At 63.4% G+C, this 19,791-nt stretch carries 14 protein-coding genes; 7 read left to right on the plus strand and 7 right to left on the minus strand.

Annotated elements, in window-relative coordinates; all coding sequences use genetic code 11:
• The 5 genes from ACFCU0_RS11480 to ACFCU0_RS11500 form a co-directional block, all read right to left on the minus strand.
• A partial coding sequence (locus ACFCU0_RS11480) for a carboxypeptidase regulatory-like domain-containing protein (protein ID WP_434973813.1) occupies positions 1-1,352 on the minus strand: 1,352 nt, incomplete at its 3' end.
• 509 nt (positions 1,353-1,861) lie between these two features.
• Positions 1,862-3,052: a dipeptidase gene (locus tag ACFCU0_RS11485; protein ID WP_434973814.1), complete on the minus strand. Its 1,191-nt coding sequence runs from the start codon at positions 3,050-3,052 to the stop codon at positions 1,862-1,864.
• A 327-nt stretch (positions 3,053-3,379) separates the two neighbouring features.
• Entirely contained in the window at positions 3,380-4,849 is a 1,470-nt protein-coding gene (locus ACFCU0_RS11490) for a TolC family protein (RefSeq protein ID WP_434973815.1), read from the minus strand.
• 49 nt (positions 4,850-4,898) lie between these two features.
• The gene (locus ACFCU0_RS11495) at positions 4,899-6,251 is read right to left on the minus strand and encodes an ABC transporter permease (protein ID WP_434973816.1); all 1,353 of its coding nucleotides are present in this window, start codon (positions 6,249-6,251) and stop codon (positions 4,899-4,901) included.
• A 60-nt stretch (positions 6,252-6,311) separates the two neighbouring features.
• A complete protein-coding gene (locus ACFCU0_RS11500) occupies positions 6,312-7,643 on the minus strand; it encodes an efflux RND transporter periplasmic adaptor subunit (protein WP_434973817.1) in 1,332 nt (443 codons plus the stop codon).
• Positions 7,644-8,231: 588 nt separating this feature from the next.
• On the opposite strand from ACFCU0_RS11500, the gene ACFCU0_RS11505 reads away from it, so the two are divergent.
• The gene (locus ACFCU0_RS11505; protein ID WP_434973818.1) at positions 8,232-10,541 is read left to right on the plus strand and encodes a winged helix-turn-helix domain-containing protein; all 2,310 of its coding nucleotides are present in this window, start codon (positions 8,232-8,234) and stop codon (positions 10,539-10,541) included.
• Between the two features lie 44 nt (positions 10,542-10,585).
• Here the strand turns inward: ACFCU0_RS11505 and ACFCU0_RS11510 are convergent, their stop codons facing one another.
• A complete protein-coding gene (locus ACFCU0_RS11510; protein WP_434973819.1) occupies positions 10,586-10,741 on the minus strand; it encodes a hypothetical protein in 156 nt (51 codons plus the stop codon).
• A 104-nt stretch (positions 10,742-10,845) separates the two neighbouring features.
• Here ACFCU0_RS11510 and ACFCU0_RS11515 point away from each other — a divergent pair, with 104 nt between their 5' ends.
• From ACFCU0_RS11515 to ACFCU0_RS11525, 3 genes are all read left to right on the plus strand, one after another.
• Positions 10,846-11,697, plus strand: coding sequence for a fasciclin domain-containing protein (locus tag ACFCU0_RS11515; RefSeq protein ID WP_434973820.1), 852 nt, complete (start codon positions 10,846-10,848; stop codon positions 11,695-11,697).
• Positions 11,698-11,849: 152 nt separating this feature from the next.
• A complete protein-coding gene (locus ACFCU0_RS11520; RefSeq protein WP_434973821.1) occupies positions 11,850-12,245 on the plus strand; it encodes a hypothetical protein in 396 nt (131 codons plus the stop codon).
• Between the two features lie 153 nt (positions 12,246-12,398).
• Entirely contained in the window at positions 12,399-14,999 is a 2,601-nt protein-coding gene (locus tag ACFCU0_RS11525) for a bifunctional aspartate kinase/diaminopimelate decarboxylase (protein WP_434973822.1), read from the plus strand.
• A 14-nt stretch (positions 15,000-15,013) separates the two neighbouring features.
• Here the strand turns inward: ACFCU0_RS11525 and ACFCU0_RS11530 are convergent, their stop codons facing one another.
• Complete coding sequence (locus ACFCU0_RS11530) at positions 15,014-15,226, minus strand: YgaP family membrane protein (protein ID WP_434973823.1); 213 nt, start codon at positions 15,224-15,226, stop codon at positions 15,014-15,016.
• 236 nt (positions 15,227-15,462) lie between these two features.
• Between ACFCU0_RS11530 and ACFCU0_RS11535 the strand changes: the two genes are divergently transcribed.
• The 3 genes from ACFCU0_RS11535 (at position 15,463) to ACFCU0_RS11545 (ending at position 19,689) form a co-directional block, all read left to right on the plus strand.
• Positions 15,463-17,181: a hypothetical protein gene (locus tag ACFCU0_RS11535; protein WP_434973824.1), complete on the plus strand. Its 1,719-nt coding sequence runs from the start codon at positions 15,463-15,465 to the stop codon at positions 17,179-17,181.
• 38 nt (positions 17,182-17,219) lie between these two features.
• Entirely contained in the window at positions 17,220-17,951 is a 732-nt protein-coding gene (locus ACFCU0_RS11540) for an outer membrane beta-barrel protein (RefSeq protein ID WP_434973825.1), read from the plus strand.
• Positions 17,952-18,036: 85 nt separating this feature from the next.
• Positions 18,037-19,689: an NFACT family protein gene (locus ACFCU0_RS11545; protein ID WP_434973826.1), complete on the plus strand. Its 1,653-nt coding sequence runs from the start codon at positions 18,037-18,039 to the stop codon at positions 19,687-19,689.
• Positions 19,690-19,791 lie beyond the last annotated feature (102 nt).

A 19,791-nucleotide genomic window follows, 5' to 3' on the forward strand; every position in this document is an offset into this window, starting at 1 on the left:
ATCGACGGCGCGTTGAAGTCGTACTGGATCTGGTTGTTGTACTGAATGCTCTGGTCGCGCACGAGATTTCCGCCGCCGTAGACGTAGGTCTCGGGGCCGCCTTCGTTGATATTCACGAAGGACTGGGCGAAGAGACCACCGGACTGCACGCGGAGCTGCCCATACATGTACCCGAAGCCTTCCGCCTGAAGGGTACCGATCCCGGACTGCACAGCACCCGTCAGTTCCGCGTAGCCAGCGTTCAGGGAAACCGTCGTGTTGCTCGAGGGCTGATACTGCAGCAGACCGTTGACGTTGAGCTTGCTGTAGATGTCTTCGCGCCGGAGACGGGCTTCGGGATCGCCGTCCCCGTCGAAGTCACCTTGCTCGAATTTGCGTCCCTCCAGATCAGGATCGTTCACGTCCTGATATACGCGATAGCGCTCGATCTCGCGCTGGCCGTCAGCCGTGTTGGGATCGAGGTTCCAGTCATCCGCGCGGGCGTACTGGCCCGTCACCTTGTATCCCCAGTTGTCGCTAAACGTGCCGGCATGGCGAAGCTGGCCGCCAAAGAACTGCCGGGAGCCGCCGGATACGGCAACGGTCGTGCCCGGATAATTGAACGGGTCCTTCGTAAAGAAATGGATCACGCCGCTATCCACACCGGGTCCGTACAGCGCCGACCCCGGCCCGCGCACGACCTCTACGCGCTCCACGTCGATCGACATGTTCGGCATGATGCTGTGCACGTTCACGCCGAGCGACGGCACGGCGGCCTGCCGGTAATCGGTGAGCACAAAAGCGGATCCGCTGAAGGCTTCATTGAACCCGCGCAGCACGACCTCGCGACGGTCAATGCCGGTCTGCGCCATGTCGACGCCGGGCGTGGCCCGCAGCACTTCGACCGACGAGGTTGACACCGTCGCTTCGATTTCCTCGGGTGACAGCACGGAAATCGATGCCGGCGCATCCAGGATCTTCTCCTGACGACGCGAGGCGGACACTACGACCTGGTCGAGGCTGGCCGTCTGAATTTTGAGCTCGACGTTGAGCTCGGCCATCTCCCCCTCGTTCACGGTCACCGGCAGCTCCTGCGACTGGTAGCCGACGAATCGGAACTCAACCATATACCGCCCGGGCGAAAGCCGGGAAACCGAGTAGCTCCCGTCCGGGTCCGTCGCCGTGCCGCGAACAATGTCCGTCGACCCTTCCGCGCGAACCGCTACGTTGGCGCCGACGAGCGGTGATCGGTCATCGGCATCGCGAACAACGCCCTGAATCCCGGCTTCCTGAGCCAGGGCGATTTCGGGAACCCCTACAAGCCATACGAGCAGCAGTAGCGCCGCGAGCCATGGGGGAACGAAAGGGGGCAAACTTACTCGTGCGTTCATTTTTGCTTGTATCGAGGGTTCAATCAGCGAATCACGGGCAAAAAAAGCGCTTCCTGCCGGTCCGCCGTCGTGGAGGACAATATGTCCGTGCAACGGCTTATAGACACGGGCGCCGCCGGTCCGGCCTATGACCAAGTGGGGTAACGGTTGTGGGCCGGGTCGATCTATTTTCAGCGCGGTTTCTATTTACAAAACGAGACCTTCACAATCAAAGAATCGTGAAGATTCTTCCGGCGACTCCATGTATCTCATCCTGACGGTACGGCGATATTCACCGTTTCGATGGAGCACGGGTGAACCCGGCGGCTGATTGGGGGATCCGGTCGGCGGGTCGACCTGTGGAGGATGAATCCTGTCGGTTCTGGCGCATCTACATTTGGAACACCATCCTCTGCCACGGGAGAGATGAGACCGGCCGCGTTTCCGCCGCTCCGTCGTGGGGATCACCCGCCGCAAGCGCGGTTCAGCACGTGCGAGTCGGAACCGGAAGGTCAAGAGCTAGATCGGACATTCGCGGAAGTGGGCAAGGTGCGTCGGAGCAGGCGTACGACGTTCCCGCTCATGATCTGGCGAATCTCCCGCTCGCTGAAGCCTTCGTTCAGAAGCGCCTCGGTAAGCATCACGAGACCACCGGCATCGAAGGGGGGCGTGACCGTTCCGTCGAAGTCGCTACCGAGGGCGACGTGCTCGATCCCGACGAGATCGGCCACGTGCCGCATGGCGTCGGCGATAGCGGCCGGTTCGGTGCTGCAGACCACGGTTGGCCACGTCCCGATACCAATCACGCCGTCCCGATCCGCGATGGCCCGAATCTGCCGATCCGAAAGATTGCGCGGCGTGTCGCACGTCGCACGAACCCCCGTGTGTGAAACCACAACCGGCCGCTCGGACATCGCCAGCACCTCATCGAAGACGGCCGATGAGGCATGAGCAAGATCGATGATCATCCCTCGCTCGTTCAGCCGCCGAACGACCTTTCGACCGAACGGCGTCAGACCGTCCTTCTCCAGACCGGTCGACGACCCGCCGATCGCGTTGTCGTGGAGATGAAGCAAGCCCATCATGCGATAGCCGGCGTCAATCAGTACGTCCAGATTTTCGACGTCCCCTTCTAGAGCATGCAGTCCCTCGATCGCCAGCAGTCCCGCCACCCGGTCCGGCTCATCCACCCGCGCCATCAGCGCGTTCTCCAGGTCGGCCTGCGTCCGCATGACCGACAGGTGCCCGCCTGAGCGGTCGGCGAATGCGTGCAGGCGCTCCGCCTGATAGAGCGCACGCTGTAGCAGACTCGTCCAGGTGCGGATGGGCCACCGCTGGGCGGCGACGAGGTACGTAATCTGATCCGAATCTGCCGGCGTTCCTTCGTAACTTCGCCCCGCGGGCACCTTCGTCACGACGGAGAACGTCTGCACTCCGACCCGGCCTTTTTGTAACCGCTCAAGATCGGAATGTCCGCGCTCATAGGTCTTTAGCAGATCTCGACTCCACAACAGAAAATCGTTGTGCAGGTCGGCGACCATCAGCCGATCGTGCAACGCCTCCGCCGTGTCCGACGCCTCGAACGGCGGCTCGCTGCTGGTATCGTTGTACCGGGCATCCACAATGGGCGCGGCAACGAAGAAAAAGCCGATCACAGCAATGACAAGCAGGCCGGCGATAACGTAAAGCGAGATTCTGATCATATGATGGTGCGTGGAGGGGGTACGCGTGTTCGCGTAGTGTGGGTCGATTGTCGTGGGTCGGATTGGAAGCAGAAGGGCTGCCCGGTGCGAGCGAAACGACGGGTTCGCCCCTTATCCCAGTCCAACGGTCAACGATTCAACGGATTAACGATCCAACGCAGGGCCGTACGAGGTGCCGGTTCCAACGAGATGCCGGATCGGCGTCCGGCATGACGTGCCGCGCAGCAAGGACGCTGGTTCTCCAATCTTAATTTCCCAATACTCGATGCGCAATTCTCACTCCGTTCCACCCGATCCGAATCCAACATACCACCCACGACGCACGAACTACAGATCCATCAGCGTGAGCTGCCGCAGGGTATAGTACTCAACCCAGAAGTCGCGCAGGGTGCGAGCGTAGGCACGTTGGGCCTGGTCCTTTTCCCGCTGTGCGTTGAACAGGTCGGTGATGCTGATCTTGCCGACGGTGTAGCGGTTTCGGGCGACCTCGAAGCGCCGTCTTGCGACCTCATCTGCGGTTTCGGCCGTTTTCACCTGTTGCCGTAGCTGCCGGACGCGGAGGACCTGGAAATAGACCTCATCCTCCAGGGTGCGACGTTCCTGCTGAACCTCGATGCGGGTTCGTTCTCGCTCTGCCTCTGCCGCGTCTACCTGCTCACTCCCCTCCCCCCAGCGATAGACCGGCATGCGGAAGCTGATCCCGAATTGCTGTTGGTCGAGCGGGTTGCGGTATGCATTGTTCAGCGTGGGCGCCGACTGATTCAGCCCGTACCGCGCAACCAGCGTGGCTGAGAATCCTGTCTGTCCCTTCGCCGCCGCCACCTCGCTCCGCGCCTGCGTCATGCGGCGCTTGAGCGCCGCGAAGTCCGGGTGACGTGCCCGGGCCTGTTCGACGGCCTGCTCCGGCTCCCATCGGATCGGCGGCAGGGTCGTCGGGGGTCTCGCCGTGAGCGGCGTCCGGCCTTCCGTACCGAGCGTCCGACGCAGCGCCTGGCGCGCCTCCTCCAGCTCGATCTTTGCCTCCTGCCGCGCCGTTCGGGCGTTCAGCAGCGCAAGCTCGGTCTGCAACAGCTCGTTTTCGGCGATGCGCCCGATCTCATACCGCCCCTGCGAGAGTGTATAGATCGTATCATTGACCGCCACGTTGAATTCCGCGATCCGGGCGTTGATCTGGGCGATATAAACGGCAAAGTACCGGTCGACCGCCGTCACCGCCACTTCCGCAAGCCCTTCGTCCATCGACTTGCGCGCCACGTCGTACCGCATCGGGGCAAGCCGCCGCGCCCATTGATCGTCGTTGTACTGAAAGAGCGGCTGCTCCAGACCGATCGAGACCGGAGCCGCCTGCCACTGCTGCACGTCTGCACGATCACCGAACTGATCGATCCGGCTCAGCCCGGATCGCACGTTGATCTCCGTGCCGGTCCACGGCAGAACCTGTGCGACGCTCAGATTGGCCCGTGAAAAAGTCCGGCTCTGCTCCACGTAGCGGATGGACCCGTCGTCCTGCACGACGTCCGTGATGGAGCGCTCCAGTCCTGGTGCGCTACCGGTCACGGCCAGCGACGGCAGGAAGGCTGCCTGCGTGGCCCGGACGCGCGCCTCCTCCGCCTGAAACGACAGCCGCGCCGACGCCGCATCGGGACTCTGCGCCTGGGCGCGGGCGACGGCCGCTTCGAGCGACAGTACGGAGTCCGGCAATGCGGGAGAGGGGTCTGTTGCAAGCGTCGCTTCCTGCGCTCGACAGGGAAGCGAGGTAAGCAGCAGACTCAAAACAAAGACGACGGACAATCGCATGCAGTCGGTGAAACGCGCAGGTTCAAACGGCTGACAGACAGGGCGAGAACTACTCATGCCGGAGGGCGACAACGGGGTCCCGCTCCGCCGCCCGCTTCGCCGGCAGGTAGCCGAACAGGAGACCGACGCCGACGGAGACGACGAACGCAAGCAAGACCGCCTGCAGTGTGATGATGGTCGGAATGTCCGTGGCGGCCTCGATGCCGGAACTGATCCCCACCCCGAGAAGAATCCCGACGACGCCGCCGATGGTCGAGATAGACAACGCCTCCACGACAAACTGAACGGTGACGTCCCGCTGAGTGGCTCCGACGGCACGCCGGACCCCGATCTCGCGGATTCGCTCCATGACCGAGGCCAGCATGATGTTCATGATCCCGATACCGCCGACAACAAGAGAGATCGAAGCGATCGCGGCCAGCACGACGTTAAAAACCGTCTGCGTTCGACGCTCCTGGGCAAGAAGCTGCTCCGGCACGATGACCGAGTAGTCGACGACCCCGTTGTGCCGCCGCTTCAGCATTCGATCAACCACCCCGGCGACCGGCTGGACGAACTCCGACCCGGCCGTCCGAATCACGAGACGGTCGACCTGATCCCCGATCTCTCGCTGCTCCACCCGGTACCCGCGACGACGTGCTGTCTGGGTGGAATTGGCGTCGCGCGAGGCAGCCTCGATGTCGCGTCGGCTCAGGCGGGACCGATCCTCGTAGCGCGTCAAAAGGGTCGACAGCGGCGTGTAAATGTCGTTGTCGAAATCACGAAGCCCCAGCGACTCCAGGCTTTCGGCTGAGAGCCCGCGCGGCTCCATCACGCCAATCACGGTGAGCCACACGGACCCGACCTTGATGCGTCCTCCGACGGCCTCTTTCTTGGGGAAAAACCGGGCCCTCACCTGATGTCCGATGACCGCCACCGGCATGGCGTCGCGTATATGGCGTCGCGTGAAGGCCGTCCCCTCCGCGACGTCGGAATGGTCGACAAAATAGTTCTCGGTGACGCCTACCACCTTCGTAGTGCGGCGGATGCCCGACTGGATGGCCGTCGTTTCGTAGACGGTCTCGGGGCTCACGCCCTGTACGCCCGGGATGATGTCGGCGATGCTGCGGGCGTCTGCGAGGGTGAGCCCCGGCGAATACGGTCGTCCTCCTTCCTCGTCGCGATCATCGGCACGTACCTCCCCTTCCTCCTGCTCCACGGTCGGCGTAACAATCACATTTGAAGCACCGAGGATGCGGATCTGCCGCAAGATCTCCTGCTCCGCCCCGTGACCGATCGCCAGCATCGCGATCACGGACCCGACGCCGAAGATGATGCCGAGCGACGTCAGGAAGGCGCGCAACTTGTTCTGCGCGATCGCCTCGATCGCGTTGACGATGTTGTACGTGAGTTTGTCTAGCACAGCAGGTCCGTTCGGCCGACGGTAATTCAGAGAGGGACACCCGGTTCGTAGCGGAAGGGATCAGCGACCGCCGACCAGGTCGGTCGGCGCGTCATCGGCGGACGCCGACGTCTGCGGCAGTGCGGCAGGCGCGTCCGATGGCGGCATGTCGAGACGACGCAGCGCGATCCCGGAGGTGTCCGGCGGGATCGACAGAAAGATCTCGTCTTCCAGCCCGAGCCCTCGCTCGACGATGGCGCTGTTGTCGTTCACCAGTCCGACCGCCACCTCCTGCCGGATCACGCTCCCATCGCCACGGCGGAATACATAGGTTAACGAATCCCCCTGCGAATGCAGCGTCTCGATCGGGACGTGCATGACTTCCTCGCGCTCGGCCACCAGAATCGTGTTACTGGTCGTCATCGCCGGGCGAAGTGTGGTGTCCGGCTCGGCCACCTCAACGATGACCTCAAACACCTTCGCATCACTGTTCGGGCGCTGCTGCCCGATGTTGGCGACGTTCGTCACCGTGCCTGAAAGCTTGCGGTCCGGATCCGCATCGAGGCCGAGCGTGACCGGCTGGCCGGGTTTCAGCTTTTGGACGTCCACCTCATTCACAAACGTGACCGACTCCATCACCGAGAGGTCGGGAAGCGTCGCCACAACCGGGTCGTGAAAGCGAATGCTGTTGCCCTCCGTCACCTTGTCGCCTTTCCAGTCCCGATGGTAGACCACCATCCCGCTACGGGGCGCGTGAATCGTGAACGCATCGCGCAATTCCTGCAACCGATTCATCTGACGCCGATCCTCCTGAAGTTCGGCCTGTACCTCGCGCATGGTTGCCTCGGCGCGTCGGACCTTCGTCTTGTAGTTGACCTGCGCCTTCTCATACTCTCGGACGGCACGCTCATACTCGATCTCCGCCCGACGCTGGACGGACGGCGCCTCGTACTGGGATTGCTCCTTGTTCAGCTCCGCTTCCTCCATGTCGAAGCGGAGGTCGATGATCCCGTCGCGCGCCTCGCTAAGCGTCAGCGTCGTGTCGAGTTGCGCCTGCTCGAACTTCGACCGCGACTTCTGAAGGTTCAGCCTCGCCTCCTCGGTTTTCTCCTCAAGGGGCGTGCGGTCAAGCTCCGCCACAAACGCCCCGGAATCAACTTCCGTCCCCTCGTCGACGAGACGGGCGATCTCGATCTCGTAAATTCCGACCCGTCGCGCCGCCGCCGGACCCTGGATCTGCACCGAGTTTTTCGCCTGCAGCTCTCCGGTGGTCGTCACCTCCACCCGGAAGGGACCGACGTCGGGCTTCGTAAGAAGCGGCATCGACGCCACATCCTCCGAGCCAGTCCACCAACCGACACCGGCCAGCAGGAGCACCACGACAAATCCGATCGCATACGAACGACGTTGCATCGACTCTCTGGGCTACGCTGTATTCACCGGTTGAACTGGGGGGCGGTCGCTTCCTTTGCCTGTATCGCGCATCGCGCCGTTCCTGCCGGCCTTTCCCGTCCGCTGCCGCGGCGCATCGAAACTGACCATGGACCGGGTGAAAAAAGCCGATCGTCGGTACGCGTACATTTCTCCACGAATATGCGTGTGGCCGGACGAACACCCCGACTGAGATAGGCTCGCCGCCGGAGACGAACGGGCTTTCCTCAGACAGTCACAGTATACAAACGTTCCAGACAATTACACACTTAAACCGATATAAAGCATATATTTCTGAAACTGTCATTTAACCGAATGAAAATATCTTTTTATCGATTCGGCTGATAGAGTGCTTGTCAGGGGCTACGGCGCGCCCCAGCGGCCCCCGGCCATGTGGGTGCCCCGGATGTCGGATACGATCGGCATTCCGGTCACAAAACGATTCGTGATGAACCTGACGAGCACGGTTCGATACAGAGGAACTGACAGAAACATGCACGGGTTGGCGCAAGCGAATCCGATGGGCCTTCCCCTCCCCGGCTCACTCCTGCTACGTAGTACGATAAGCTCATGAGTGCACAATCTCCGGATGCTCCCTTTCCAGGGCGCCGATTTCGCGTAGGGGATTGGACCGTCGAGCCGCTCCCAAACCAGCTCGAGCGGGATGGCGAAGAGCACCGCCTGGAGCCGAAGGTGATGGACGTTCTCTGCCTTCTCGCGTCGAAGAAGGGCGAAACGGTCACCAAACAGGAGTTTCTCGACGTCGTCTGGGCGGACACCGTCGTCACCCCGGATGTGCTGTCACGATGCATCTCCGAGCTCCGCAAAACCCTTGGAGACGATTCCCGGAATCCAACCTATATCGAGACGATCCGGAAAACGGGCTATCGCCTGATCGCGCCCGTCGAGACCCTGGAAACGGCACCGGAGGAGGAATCCGAACCGAACGTCGAGAGCGACTCCGACAACGTCGATTCAGGAACGGGCGATGCAGGAAACCTCGACTCAGCGGATGCCGAAAGCGGGGCGATCGCACCGGCGTCGGAGGATGACGGAAACGGCGATGACGCGTCGATCCGCCCGCCGATATCGGGGTCCGCGTCGATCCTCACGTCTCCACAATTCTGGGTGGTCCTGTTGCTCGTCGTGGTGGCGAGCGGCGTGATTGCCTGGCGGCTCTTTCTGACGGTGCCGCCGACCGGTCCGCCGCCGCAGCCGACGCCCCTCACCAGCTTTCCCGGGCAGGAACTCTACCCGGCCCTTTCCGCCGACGGCGAGCGAACCGTCTTTTCGTGGAAACGAGACGACGAACCGACGGCCCTTTTCCTGCGACAGACCGGCGCAGAGACCCCGCTTCAGTTGACGAACGGCCCGCGCGATTGGTCGCCCGCCTGGTCGCCTAACCGTCGCTTCCTCGCGTTTGCCCGCGAGAGCGAAGGTCGCAACGGGGTCTTCGTCGTCCCCTCGATCGGAGGCAGCGCCCGGCAGATTGCCGACCTGGGTGTGCGCGACATCGATCGCGTCACCTGGTCACCGGACACGTCTGCCAACCACCTCGTGATTTCCGCGCAGATCGGTCCCTTTCGGCCATACGCCCTGTTTCTCGCGCCCCTCGACCGGGACACACTCATCCAACTGACCCATCCGCCGTCGCAGAGCCTCGGTGATCGGCACCCGGCCATTTCCCCGGACGGGCGTCGCGTGGCTTTCACCCGCAGTCTCTCGACGCAGACGCAGGACGCGCACGTCCTCTCGATCGCCGATACGAGCATGGAGCGCATCACGGAAGACGGATCGGTCATTACCGGCCTCGATTGGCTGACCGGCGACGAGCTCGTCGTGGCATCCCGCCGGGGCGGTGTCTCCGCGCTCTGGCGCGTGCCGACCGACGGCGATGACCCGTCCTGGCTGACCGATGCCGGGGAGGGCGTCGACATCCTGCACCCGTCGATCGCGCGGGCCATCTCGCGCATCGCCTACGCACGGCAGACGCTCCACACCAACATCTGGTCCCTCCGGGGCACGTCGGCCGAACCGCTCGTGTCGTCCACACAGTGGGACTCGCACCCGGACATTTCTCCAGACGGCGAACGCGTCGCTTTCGTCTCCCAGCGTTCCGGCAGCCCGCAGGTCTGGACCGTAGCGCATACCGGGGAAGAGCCCGCGCAGTTGACGTCCATGCGCTCTACGGCCGTAAGCACACCACGGTGGTCGCCCTCCGGCGGGCAGATCTGCTTCGTGGCCCGCGAGAACGGACGGCCGAGTCTCTTCATCGTGGATGCGGACGGCGGCCCGGTCACGCGGCTGACGTCGTCGGATAGCGTCGACCGCATGCCCCACTGGAGCCGGGACGGTGCCTTTATTTACTTCAGCTCGTCGCGTGGGGATGCCTGGTCGATCTGGCGCATTCGTGTTTCCGACGGCACCGTTCGCCGGATCACCGCTTTTCCGGGTCTGGCCGCCCAGGAGCATCCCGACGGCTCGTCTCTGTTGGTCGTACGGCCCGATACACTGGGCATCTGGCGGTATCCGCTCCCGGAGGGTGCATCGGACACGCTCGCGACGCAGGCTTCACCCGCTGCGCCACTTATCGATACGTCTGCCACCCGCGACCGCGTGGTGCCGGACTTCTCGCCGCGCGAATACGCCAACTGGCGCGTCACGGACGTCGGCGTCGTCGCCCTTGAACGGGACACGGACGGCGTCACGGTCTACCGGTACCCACCGGGCGGCGAACGAGGCATTCCCCTTCACACGCTGGCCCACGTTCCGGAGCATCCGGCGCTGGCCGTCTCCGGCAATGCGCGATGGATCCTCCTCGCCCGTCACGATGAGCGCGAGAGCGATATCGTATACCTCGACGTGACGACAGAAGATTAGCCGGATGCTACACATCTGATCTACCCGGAGCACGTCACATTTTTCTACTCTAACGCCCGCTCGTACTTTCTTAGGATGTTTAACTTCATGATGATGCGACCCTGATCGCCCAGACGGCGATGCGGGTCGCATTTTTTATGATCCACATCCGGCGGATCGAAGGAAAGCCTCAGCCGAATCTCGGCAAACCATTCGTCCATCCTAAGAGCATTTCCGGAAGTCGACCGGTTGCAGGAATCGACATCAGACGAGGTGCGCTCGACAGCGCCTCGCTTCTCGCTTTCCCAGATCACCCTGACCTCTCATGCCTGCATCCACTCGCACGTCATCGCATCCATCGCTCTTTACCGTCTCGCTCATTGCCGCTATCGTCGCGGCGCTCGGGCTGCTTCCGCTGATGGCCCACGCACAATCCGGCGGCGGACAGACGCAGCCGGACACGACCCGCCCGGCCCCGGCATCCACTATGAATGACGCCGATGCGGATCGAGCGACAACCGGGGCCTCCGGTACGGCACTGGTGGACATGCTCCGCGACCAGGGCGAGTACTCAACCTTTGTCGGCGCGCTGGAGTCGACCGGCCTCGCGAAGGCGCTTGACACGGGCGGTCCATATACCCTCTTCGCTCCGACGGATGACGCTTTTCAGGCCGTAGACGCGGACCTCGACGCGATGAGCCGCGACGAGCTGGTTCGCATTCTCCGCCAGCACATTGTCGTGGATGAGGTCTCCGCTGAAACGCTGGCCGGCCTCTCCGCCGTCCGCGTCGTCACGGGCGACACGCTCACGGTCGGATCCGACGGGTCAACGATCGGCGGCGCGTCGATCACGGTAACGGACATGACGGCCTCGAACGGGGTGTCTCACGGCATTGCGACGGTTCTGATGCCGAAGGACGACGCTGCCGCACCCTCGACCATGGATCGTTCGACCCGCAACGCCGACGACGTTCCGAAGCCTGCCGAGCGGCCATCCCGCGACACGACGGAAGAAGACACGACCGAATCTGATACGCTGACCTCGCAGGCCGGCCTACGCACGGTACGCGTCGACACAACCGAGTCCGACACCGTGGAAACCGATTCGACGGAGGCGGACACAACCGATATCAACAGCCTGACCCTTGAAACTGCGGACGCCGGCTTGCTGCGTTAGCTCGCGCACGTCGGGCTTCGCGTCCGTACATCGCCCGGCACGGGGTCACGAGAGGCGGCTACTGGAGAGAGGGCCGTCTCCGGGCTCCGGGCGGGCGATTTTTATTGCTAGCGCACTTCGCATGGACTCCCTTCTATTCCACGACTGCATTTATGGACATCGACGATGCATCACGGAAGACGGACTCGACCGCAAACGACGGTGATCGTATTCTGCCGGACCTCCGCCTGTCGGGCTCCCGATCCGCCTGGCCGAGATTGCGGTCCCCGAGCGGATCCCATATCCCGGTCCAGTTTGCTGGAACATGGACGGCAGACGCCCGGAACGCGGTTATCGCCGCCATCCGGTACGTCGAAGAGACCTTCCACGGACTGCTCCCCCAGGACGACGTCCGCTGGGTGGTTGTCTGCGACCCGGCAGCCGAGTCGTCCGGCCTGATCGGTCACCGGTCCGGACTCTCCGCGGTCTTCGAGCACACCAGTGCGATGGGACTCGCTCACACCATCCGCAACCATTTTGCGCGGCGCGTTCGGCCGCAACGAGGCTGACCGCCTCTCGGAACGGCGCCAGACGATGGCGCCGTTCGGCATTCTGACAAATTCGACACAAGCACCGTCCCGCGTACGGGACGACGGACCCGTGACGCGGGAAGAAGGGTATGGGAAACGATAGCTTCGTTTTCCTCCGACCGACCCCGGTTCATGCCTGACGCCCCCTCCTGGATCGTCCTGAAGTTCGGCGGCACCAGCGTTTCGACGCGCAGCCGCTGGGAGACCATCGTACGCATCGCTCGCAGCCACCGCGACGACGGCTTTCGTCCCCTCCTCGTCTGCTCCGCCCTCTCCGGCGTATCCGACCGCCTCGAAGCCCTCGCCGGCCCGGAAACGGACGTGCCCGCGACGACGCTTCTCGACAGAATCCGCCGCCAGCACCTTGACCTGGCCGACGACCTCGGACTGAACGGGGCGAACCTTCTCGGGGAGGCGTTCACGACGTTGGAGAACCGGGTCGACGAGATCGCCCGCACCGGGCGGGCACACCCGGAGCAGCAAGCCGAGATTATGGCGCTGGGCGAACGGATGTCAACACAACTCGGAAGCGCATATCTTTCGTCGGCGGGTCTGTCGGCTCACTGGTTAGATGCACGCGAGGTCCTGCGTGCCGAGGACGAAGCGCACGTGGCCCCGGCACGACGCTACCTGTCGGCCACCTGCGCAGCGTACCCGGACCGCGTCCTTCAAGACCACCTCGCCGGTCAGGATGCCGGCGTGTTCATCACGCAGGGCTTCATTGCAAGCAACCCGGTCGGAGAAACCGTCCTCCTCGGCCGTGGCGGGTCGGACACGTCGGCCGCCTATTTCGCCGCAAAACTGGAAGCGGAACGGCTCGAGATCTGGACGGACGTCCCTGGGATGTTCACGTCCAATCCCCGGGACATCCCCTCCGCACGCCTTCTCCGCCGCCTGACGTACGCGGAGGCGCAGGAACTCGCGACCATGGGGGCGACGGTGCTTCATCCGCGCTGCCTTGCCCCCGTCCGTCGCTACGGCATCCCGCTACACGTCCGCTCGACCGACACCCCGGACCTGGAAGGAACCGTGATCTCCGACGACGTGCCGGACGACGGCCCCGAGGTGAAGGCGATTTCGTCGAAGGACGGCGTGACCGTCGTCTCGATGGAGACGCTGGGCATGTGGCAGCAGGTTGGATTTCTCGCCGACGTCTTCCAGATCTTTAAGCACCACGGTCTGTCGGTCGACCTCGTGGCAACGTCGGAGGCCAACGTGACGGTGACGCTCGATCCGATGGCCAATGCGCTGGACCCGGACGTACTCGGCCGTCTGATGCACGACCTGAGTGCGTACTGCGAACCAGAGATCATCGGGCCCTGTGCCGTCGTGAGCCTCGTCGGGCGCCACATCCGGTCGATGCTGCACGAGCTCGGGCCGGCCTTCGAGGTCTTCGATGAACAGAAAGTACACCTTGTCTCGCAGGCCGCGTCCGACCTGAACTTCGGCTTCGTCGTGGATGAGGAGCAGTCCGAGCGGCTCGTTCGCCAGCTCCACGGTCAGCTGTTCGCGACGCGGGCCGCGGACGCGACGTTCGGTCCGAGCTGGCAGGAGCTCTTCGAAACGCAGCCATCCACCAACGACGACGCCTGGTGGCGCGAACGGCGGGATGACCTGCTTGCGATCATGAACGACCGGTCAGATCCGGTGTACGTCTACGACGAACGCACGCTGCGAGCCAACGCCAGGCACGTGCGCCGCCTCAACGCGATCGACCGTACATATTACGCGGTCAAAGCGAACCCGCATCCCCGCGTCCTTGAAATCCTGGCCGACGAAGGCATTGCGTTCGAATGCGTCTCCCCGGGCGAGGTGGAACGAGTCCGCGACGTCCTTCCCGGCCTGTCGCCCGACCGGATCCTGTTCCAGCCGAATTTCGCCGCGATCGACGAGTACGCGGGCGCCTTGGAGCAGGGCATCCACGTAACGCTGGACAACGTCGAGCCCATCCAGCGCCATCCAGACGTCTTCAGAGGCCAGGATCTCTTCGTTCGTGTCGACCCGGGACGCGGGCATGGGCACCACCGGCACGTCCGCACGGCGGGTGCGCAGTCGAAGTTCGGTATCGTTCCGGACGAGCTGCCGCGCCTTCGCCGACTCGCCGACCGATGCGACTGTACCGTTCGCGGCCTGCACGTCCACGTCGGCAGCGGCATCACCGACGCCGGCACCTGGCCCGACATCGCAGGCTTTCTCGCCTCGCTGGCCGCCGACTTCCCGGATGTACGCACCCTGAACGTCGGTGGCGGACTCGGCGTGCCGGAACGGCCCAACGCCCAGCCGCTTGATCTCGACGTACTGGATAAGCGGCTCCGGGACTTCAAGACGCAGCATGCGTACGACCTGTGGATGGAGCCGGGTCGGTTCCTGGTGGCACAGGCGGGTGTTCTGCTCGCCCCCGTCACACAGACAAAGTCGAAGGGACCGGTTCACTACGTCGGGCTCGGGACGGGGATGAACAGCCTGATCCGGCCAGCGCTGTACGGCTCATATCACGAAATCGCCAACCTCTCGCGCCTGGACGAAGCTCCTGCCATCACCGCCGACGTCGTCGGTCCGATCTGCGAGACCGGAGACGTCCTCGGTCGCAGCCGGCGCCTTCCCGACACGCGCCCGGGCGACGTTCTCGTCATCGGCACCGCCGGCGCATACGGCGCGAGCATGAGCAACCATTACAACCTGCGCCCGCCAGCCGGCGAACGCGTCTTGTCGGCTCAGACGGTCCAAGGATGACGACTTCGCCGGCCTTACGAGGATTTACCCTTTCGGAGCGTAGACAGACCGAAGGGAAGATACGCCGGGCACGAGCCGACAAAGCTCGTAAGAACGAAAGCAACGGCGATGACGCCGAGGATCGTCGCGGCCAGTCCCGAGATCTGCCCGGTGAAATACAGCACACCGATGATGAGGGCGATGCTGATGCGGAGGATGCGGTCGATCGTGCCCATGTTCTTCTTCATGATCGTCTGGCTTGTGCTGGATAATGGTCCGCGATTCAATATCCAGTATACAACCGCAACCCCAGAATCTCTGTCATCCTGATCAGCAAGATGGTGCCGGCCAAATCGTCGCGCGTTCCGGATGAGAAGGCCGGACAACCTCTTCGCAGAAAATTGGCTTTGATATTTAAAATAAACGCGTAAACTCCGGGGCGTTTTTTAATTCTGGGTTACGGTGCACCTCTCCCCGGCGTCTCATGATCAATCTCTCTAGAACGGGCTCGTTACTCGCGTTCTGGATATCCATCATCATTCTGTGGCTGGGTAGCGCAGGATGCGACTTTGTACAGGAACCGGATCGCTTTGTCGACGAATCCGTCCAGTTGCCGGTGGTTGCCGCCGTCGACTTTTCTTCTATTCGCAGCGGACAGCATCTCGCAGGTCGCGTCGATCTGACCGCGGATCTCGATACGCTCCCCGGATCGATTGAGCGCGTCGTTCTGACCGTGGACGGCCAACCGGTCGACGAAGCCATACAGGCTCCCTACCTGTTAAGCGCGCCGACGACGGAATTCCCCGACGGACCGGCTGCCTTAGGTCTGGAGATCTACCGGGCGGACGGCAACGGAGGCCTGCTCGGACTGGCGGGGGCTCCCTCGGTCGTACTCGTTACACCGGTCGTCTTCGATCAGCGGCCACCTACGGCCGTAGAGGATTTACGTGTCACCTGGGAGACCTCGGATGTAACCCTTGACTGGACGCCGAACACGGACCCGAATTTCTATGCGTACGTCGTCGTGCGCGAGGACACGTGGTCCGACAAACCGGGTGGCGGCTCGATGTTCGGTCCGCAGACGACGGTACTGGATACGCTATTAGACGCATCCATCCGGAGTTACGAAGACGCCGGCGTACCCACGGTATATGGGTTCACGTCCACATACCGGGTGTACGCATCGAACCGTGCTCAGCTGGCCGAACCCGCAGAAACGACCGCGCGGTACGGCGAAGCAACGGACATCGAGGCGGAGGCCTACGACCGTCTGGCATACTCCAGCACCAGCCACCCGTCCCTTGATCTCATATACAGCAGCGACGGGGCCCGACTGTACGTCCTGAACGCCGGCAACGGAACGACGCTGACGTCCATCGATCTGGTCGCACACCTTCAGGATCCCTCGCTGGCAGGAACTGCAGACGTCGTCGGCATCCGGCAGGACGGGGGCGAGGTGTACGTGTTCGCCGCCGATCCGGCCAGCGGCATTACAACCACCGAACTCCTCGCATTCTCCGCAACGGAACAGCCGGAGTTCCTCCGCCGCCTGTCGGCGTTCCCTGATGATGCATTCGGACTGCGCCTCGGACCGGATGGTACTGTGGTTGCCCAGACGAATGGCGAGTATAGCGTCTACAGCACCGATGATGGTGCGTTCGTGACCGGCCTCGCGAATCCGCCTCCCAACCCGACGGTGCAACGGGCCGGCGCCGACCTTCTCACGCAGCACGTGGACGACGCCACCGATTCATGCAGGCTGCGCCGCTACAACCCGGCGACCGGCGACATTATCGAAGAAGCCACCTATCCGTTCGATGGCATGTCGTGCTGGAACGTCTACCCAACGGCGAACGGCGACTCGGCGTACCTCATCTCCGTCATGGAAAGCCGCTTTCGCACGATTACCGGGGCATCGCTGACGCTCTCTTCCGTCATCGACTTTCCGGTTCCTCAGGGCGACCTCGTCGACCGGGTGGCGGTCGATGCCGGTCGGCTCTTCCTCGGCGTGAGCTCACACGTTCGAGACGGCCGTTCCGGACGCCTCCTGGAAGTCGACGGGACTGCTCAGATGATCGTTCGCGAGTGGGGCTTCGCTTCACCCATTGATCGCCTGATCCTCAGTGCCGACCGAAGCGAAATCTACACCCTGACAGCGGACCGACCGCTCGGGTGGCTCTGGCGCGTTCCGCTCACAGACTGACCCGATCGACCCGCCTCTCCCCGTTTCTCGTGCCTGCCATGACCCTTCTCTCCTCCCTTCGAGTTTCGGCTCTTTTCGCCTTCGTGACCCTCGCGGCGATGCCGGCTGCGGCACAGTCAACGGACGGCGCCTCGGACATGACACTCTGGGTGCACGCCGAGGCCGGCTACACCTCGTTTTCCATGAATGAAGCGACCGACTTCTTTCGGGCGATCGTCGGATCCTATCAGGACCAGGGCATCAACATTCCCGTTCAGCAGGCCTATCCCGGTAACGTGGTGACAGGAGGCGGTGCCACGCTCTACGTCGGTGGCTGGACCTCCGGCCTCCACGTACAGTACGCCAGGACGCGGGCATCGGCTCTCTACGGGGATGCAGGTGGAACGCTCGACGTCACATCAGAAGCGTCGTTTTGGACGATCGAGACCTCGACGGGCTACACGTTCCGGCGGGGTCATCGGCTGCAGCCGTTCGTGAGCGCTCGTGCCGGCGGGGGGCTGGGCCGCTATACGGTCACGGAACGCATCCGCCTCTCCTTTGGCGAGGAGACAGGGGAAGGAGTTGCCGAACTCCAAGCACGCGGCACCGGCTATTCGTTTACGGGGTCGGCCGGGGTGCGCTACCCCGTTGGACCGGTCTTTCTTCGCATGGAAGCCGGATACCGCCATGCATCGATCGGAAGTGACGACGACGATCTCCCCTTCAATGTCGGCTACTCCGGACCCGTGGTCACGGTCGGCGCTGAAATCCCGGTGTGGGGCATCCGATGATGAACGGCGCGGGCGAACGAATCGGCGTATCAGGCGTGCGAAGTGGATCCCTCGCATCCTCTGCCTTCCCGATGCCTTCGCCTCTGTGGTCGACAGCTATTTCACCCTGCGCGCGCTCGTCCGTGAATGGCGAGACGACCTCCCCGGCACCACCATCATCGACGCGTACTCGCAGTCGAAGAACGAACTCACCCTGGCGATGACGGGGCCGGACGCAGAGTGGATGCTCCGAAGCTCGATCCAGCGCCCGTTCATCTTCATTTTTCGAACGGACCGCTACTCCAAGGCCCGGCGCAACGTCGCGACGCTGTTCCGCGAGGCATTCGACCGGGACGTTGTCGACATTCGGATCGCGGACCGGGATCGAATGCTGTACCTCGACCTGGAGGGCGACTACCGGTTTCAGTGGCAGCTCTTCGGCGCTCGCGCCAACGCGTTTCTGGTCGACGGAGACGACCGGGTGGTCGAGGCCTTTCAGAACGATGAGACGTATTCAGGCGAGGACGCGCCGTCGCCCCGGGCGGCCCCTATGCCGAAATCGTTCGCGGATTTTGAGGGCCGATGGCGCCCGAACCGCAACTCGACGCGGCAGGCGATCCAGTCGGCCGTCCCCCTCTTCGGGCGGCTCCCGGCACAGGAAACGGTCTTCCGTGCCGGCATTGAGACCGAGGATCCCGGAGAAACAACGGAAGCAGAGCGGCGGGCGCTGTTTGAGGCATCGCAGACGTTAATCTCCGAGTTCGACGATCCGGCGCCCGTCATCTACGGAGGAGGACAGTTTCCCGACGCCTTCGCCCTCGCACGGATGCAGCACCTGGAAGCGGCGGGGACGGAATCGGACGCCTTCGATACGGTCGACATTGCCGTGGCGTCATTCGTCAAGCGTCGACTGGCCGAGCGCCACTTCCACCGGCTCTACGATCCGCTGGAAAAAGCGCTCAAGGACGCAGCAGAACACTACCGGGAGAGTGCAGACCGGATGCTGGAGGAGCTTTCCAACGAGAGCCGGGCCGATCGCTATGAGCGCTGGGGGCACCTCTTGATGGCGCAACAGGACGCTGTCGACCTTGGGGATGAGGAGGTGACGCTGCCGGACCTGTTCGAGAACGGCGAGCCCGTCACCATCCCGCTCGATCCAGCAAAGTCCGTCGTCGACAACGCCGAGTATTACTACTCCCGGGCGCGCAGGACCCGCCGCTCCCGCGAGGAGGCGGAGGCGCGCCTGGATGAAACGGTGGAGCGCGCGGAGAAGGCACGGGCGCTGCACGACGAAATCACAGCCATCGACACGCTCGACGGCATCAAGACCTTCCGAAAGGAGCGCGAATCGGACGTCGCCCCGTTCGTCGACCGACCGGACGCGAACGTCAATACGTTCCCGTTCCGACGCTTCGATCTGGGCGGCGGGTTCGAGGTGTGGGTCGGAAAAAACGCGCGGCAAAACGACGAGCTCACGTTTCACGTCGCCCAGAAGTACGATCTGTGGCTGCATGCCCGCGGTGTGCCGGGCTCGCACACGGTGCTGCATCTCCCAAACCGCGATGCCGAGCCGGGACGGCGACGCAAGCACATCGCTGCCGCAATCGCGGCGTACTACAGCAAAGCCCGGGGAAGCGGCCTCGTCCCGGTTATGATGACCCGCCGGAAGTACGTCCGCAGCCCGAAAGGCGCAGCCCCCGGTGCCGTCCGCGTCGAGCGGGAAGACGTGCTCCTGGTCGAGCCCGGCCTCCCGGGGTAGGGGGGTGGTTCAGGGTTCAGCGTTTAACGACCCAACGATTCAACGACCCATCGATTCAACGACCCATCGATTCAACGCTTGAACGCGAGGCCCGAATCTTGC

Source organism: Longibacter sp. (assembly GCF_051155795.1).
In the GTDB taxonomy this organism is placed as follows: Bacteria; Bacteroidota; Rhodothermia; order Rhodothermales; family Salinibacteraceae; genus Longibacter.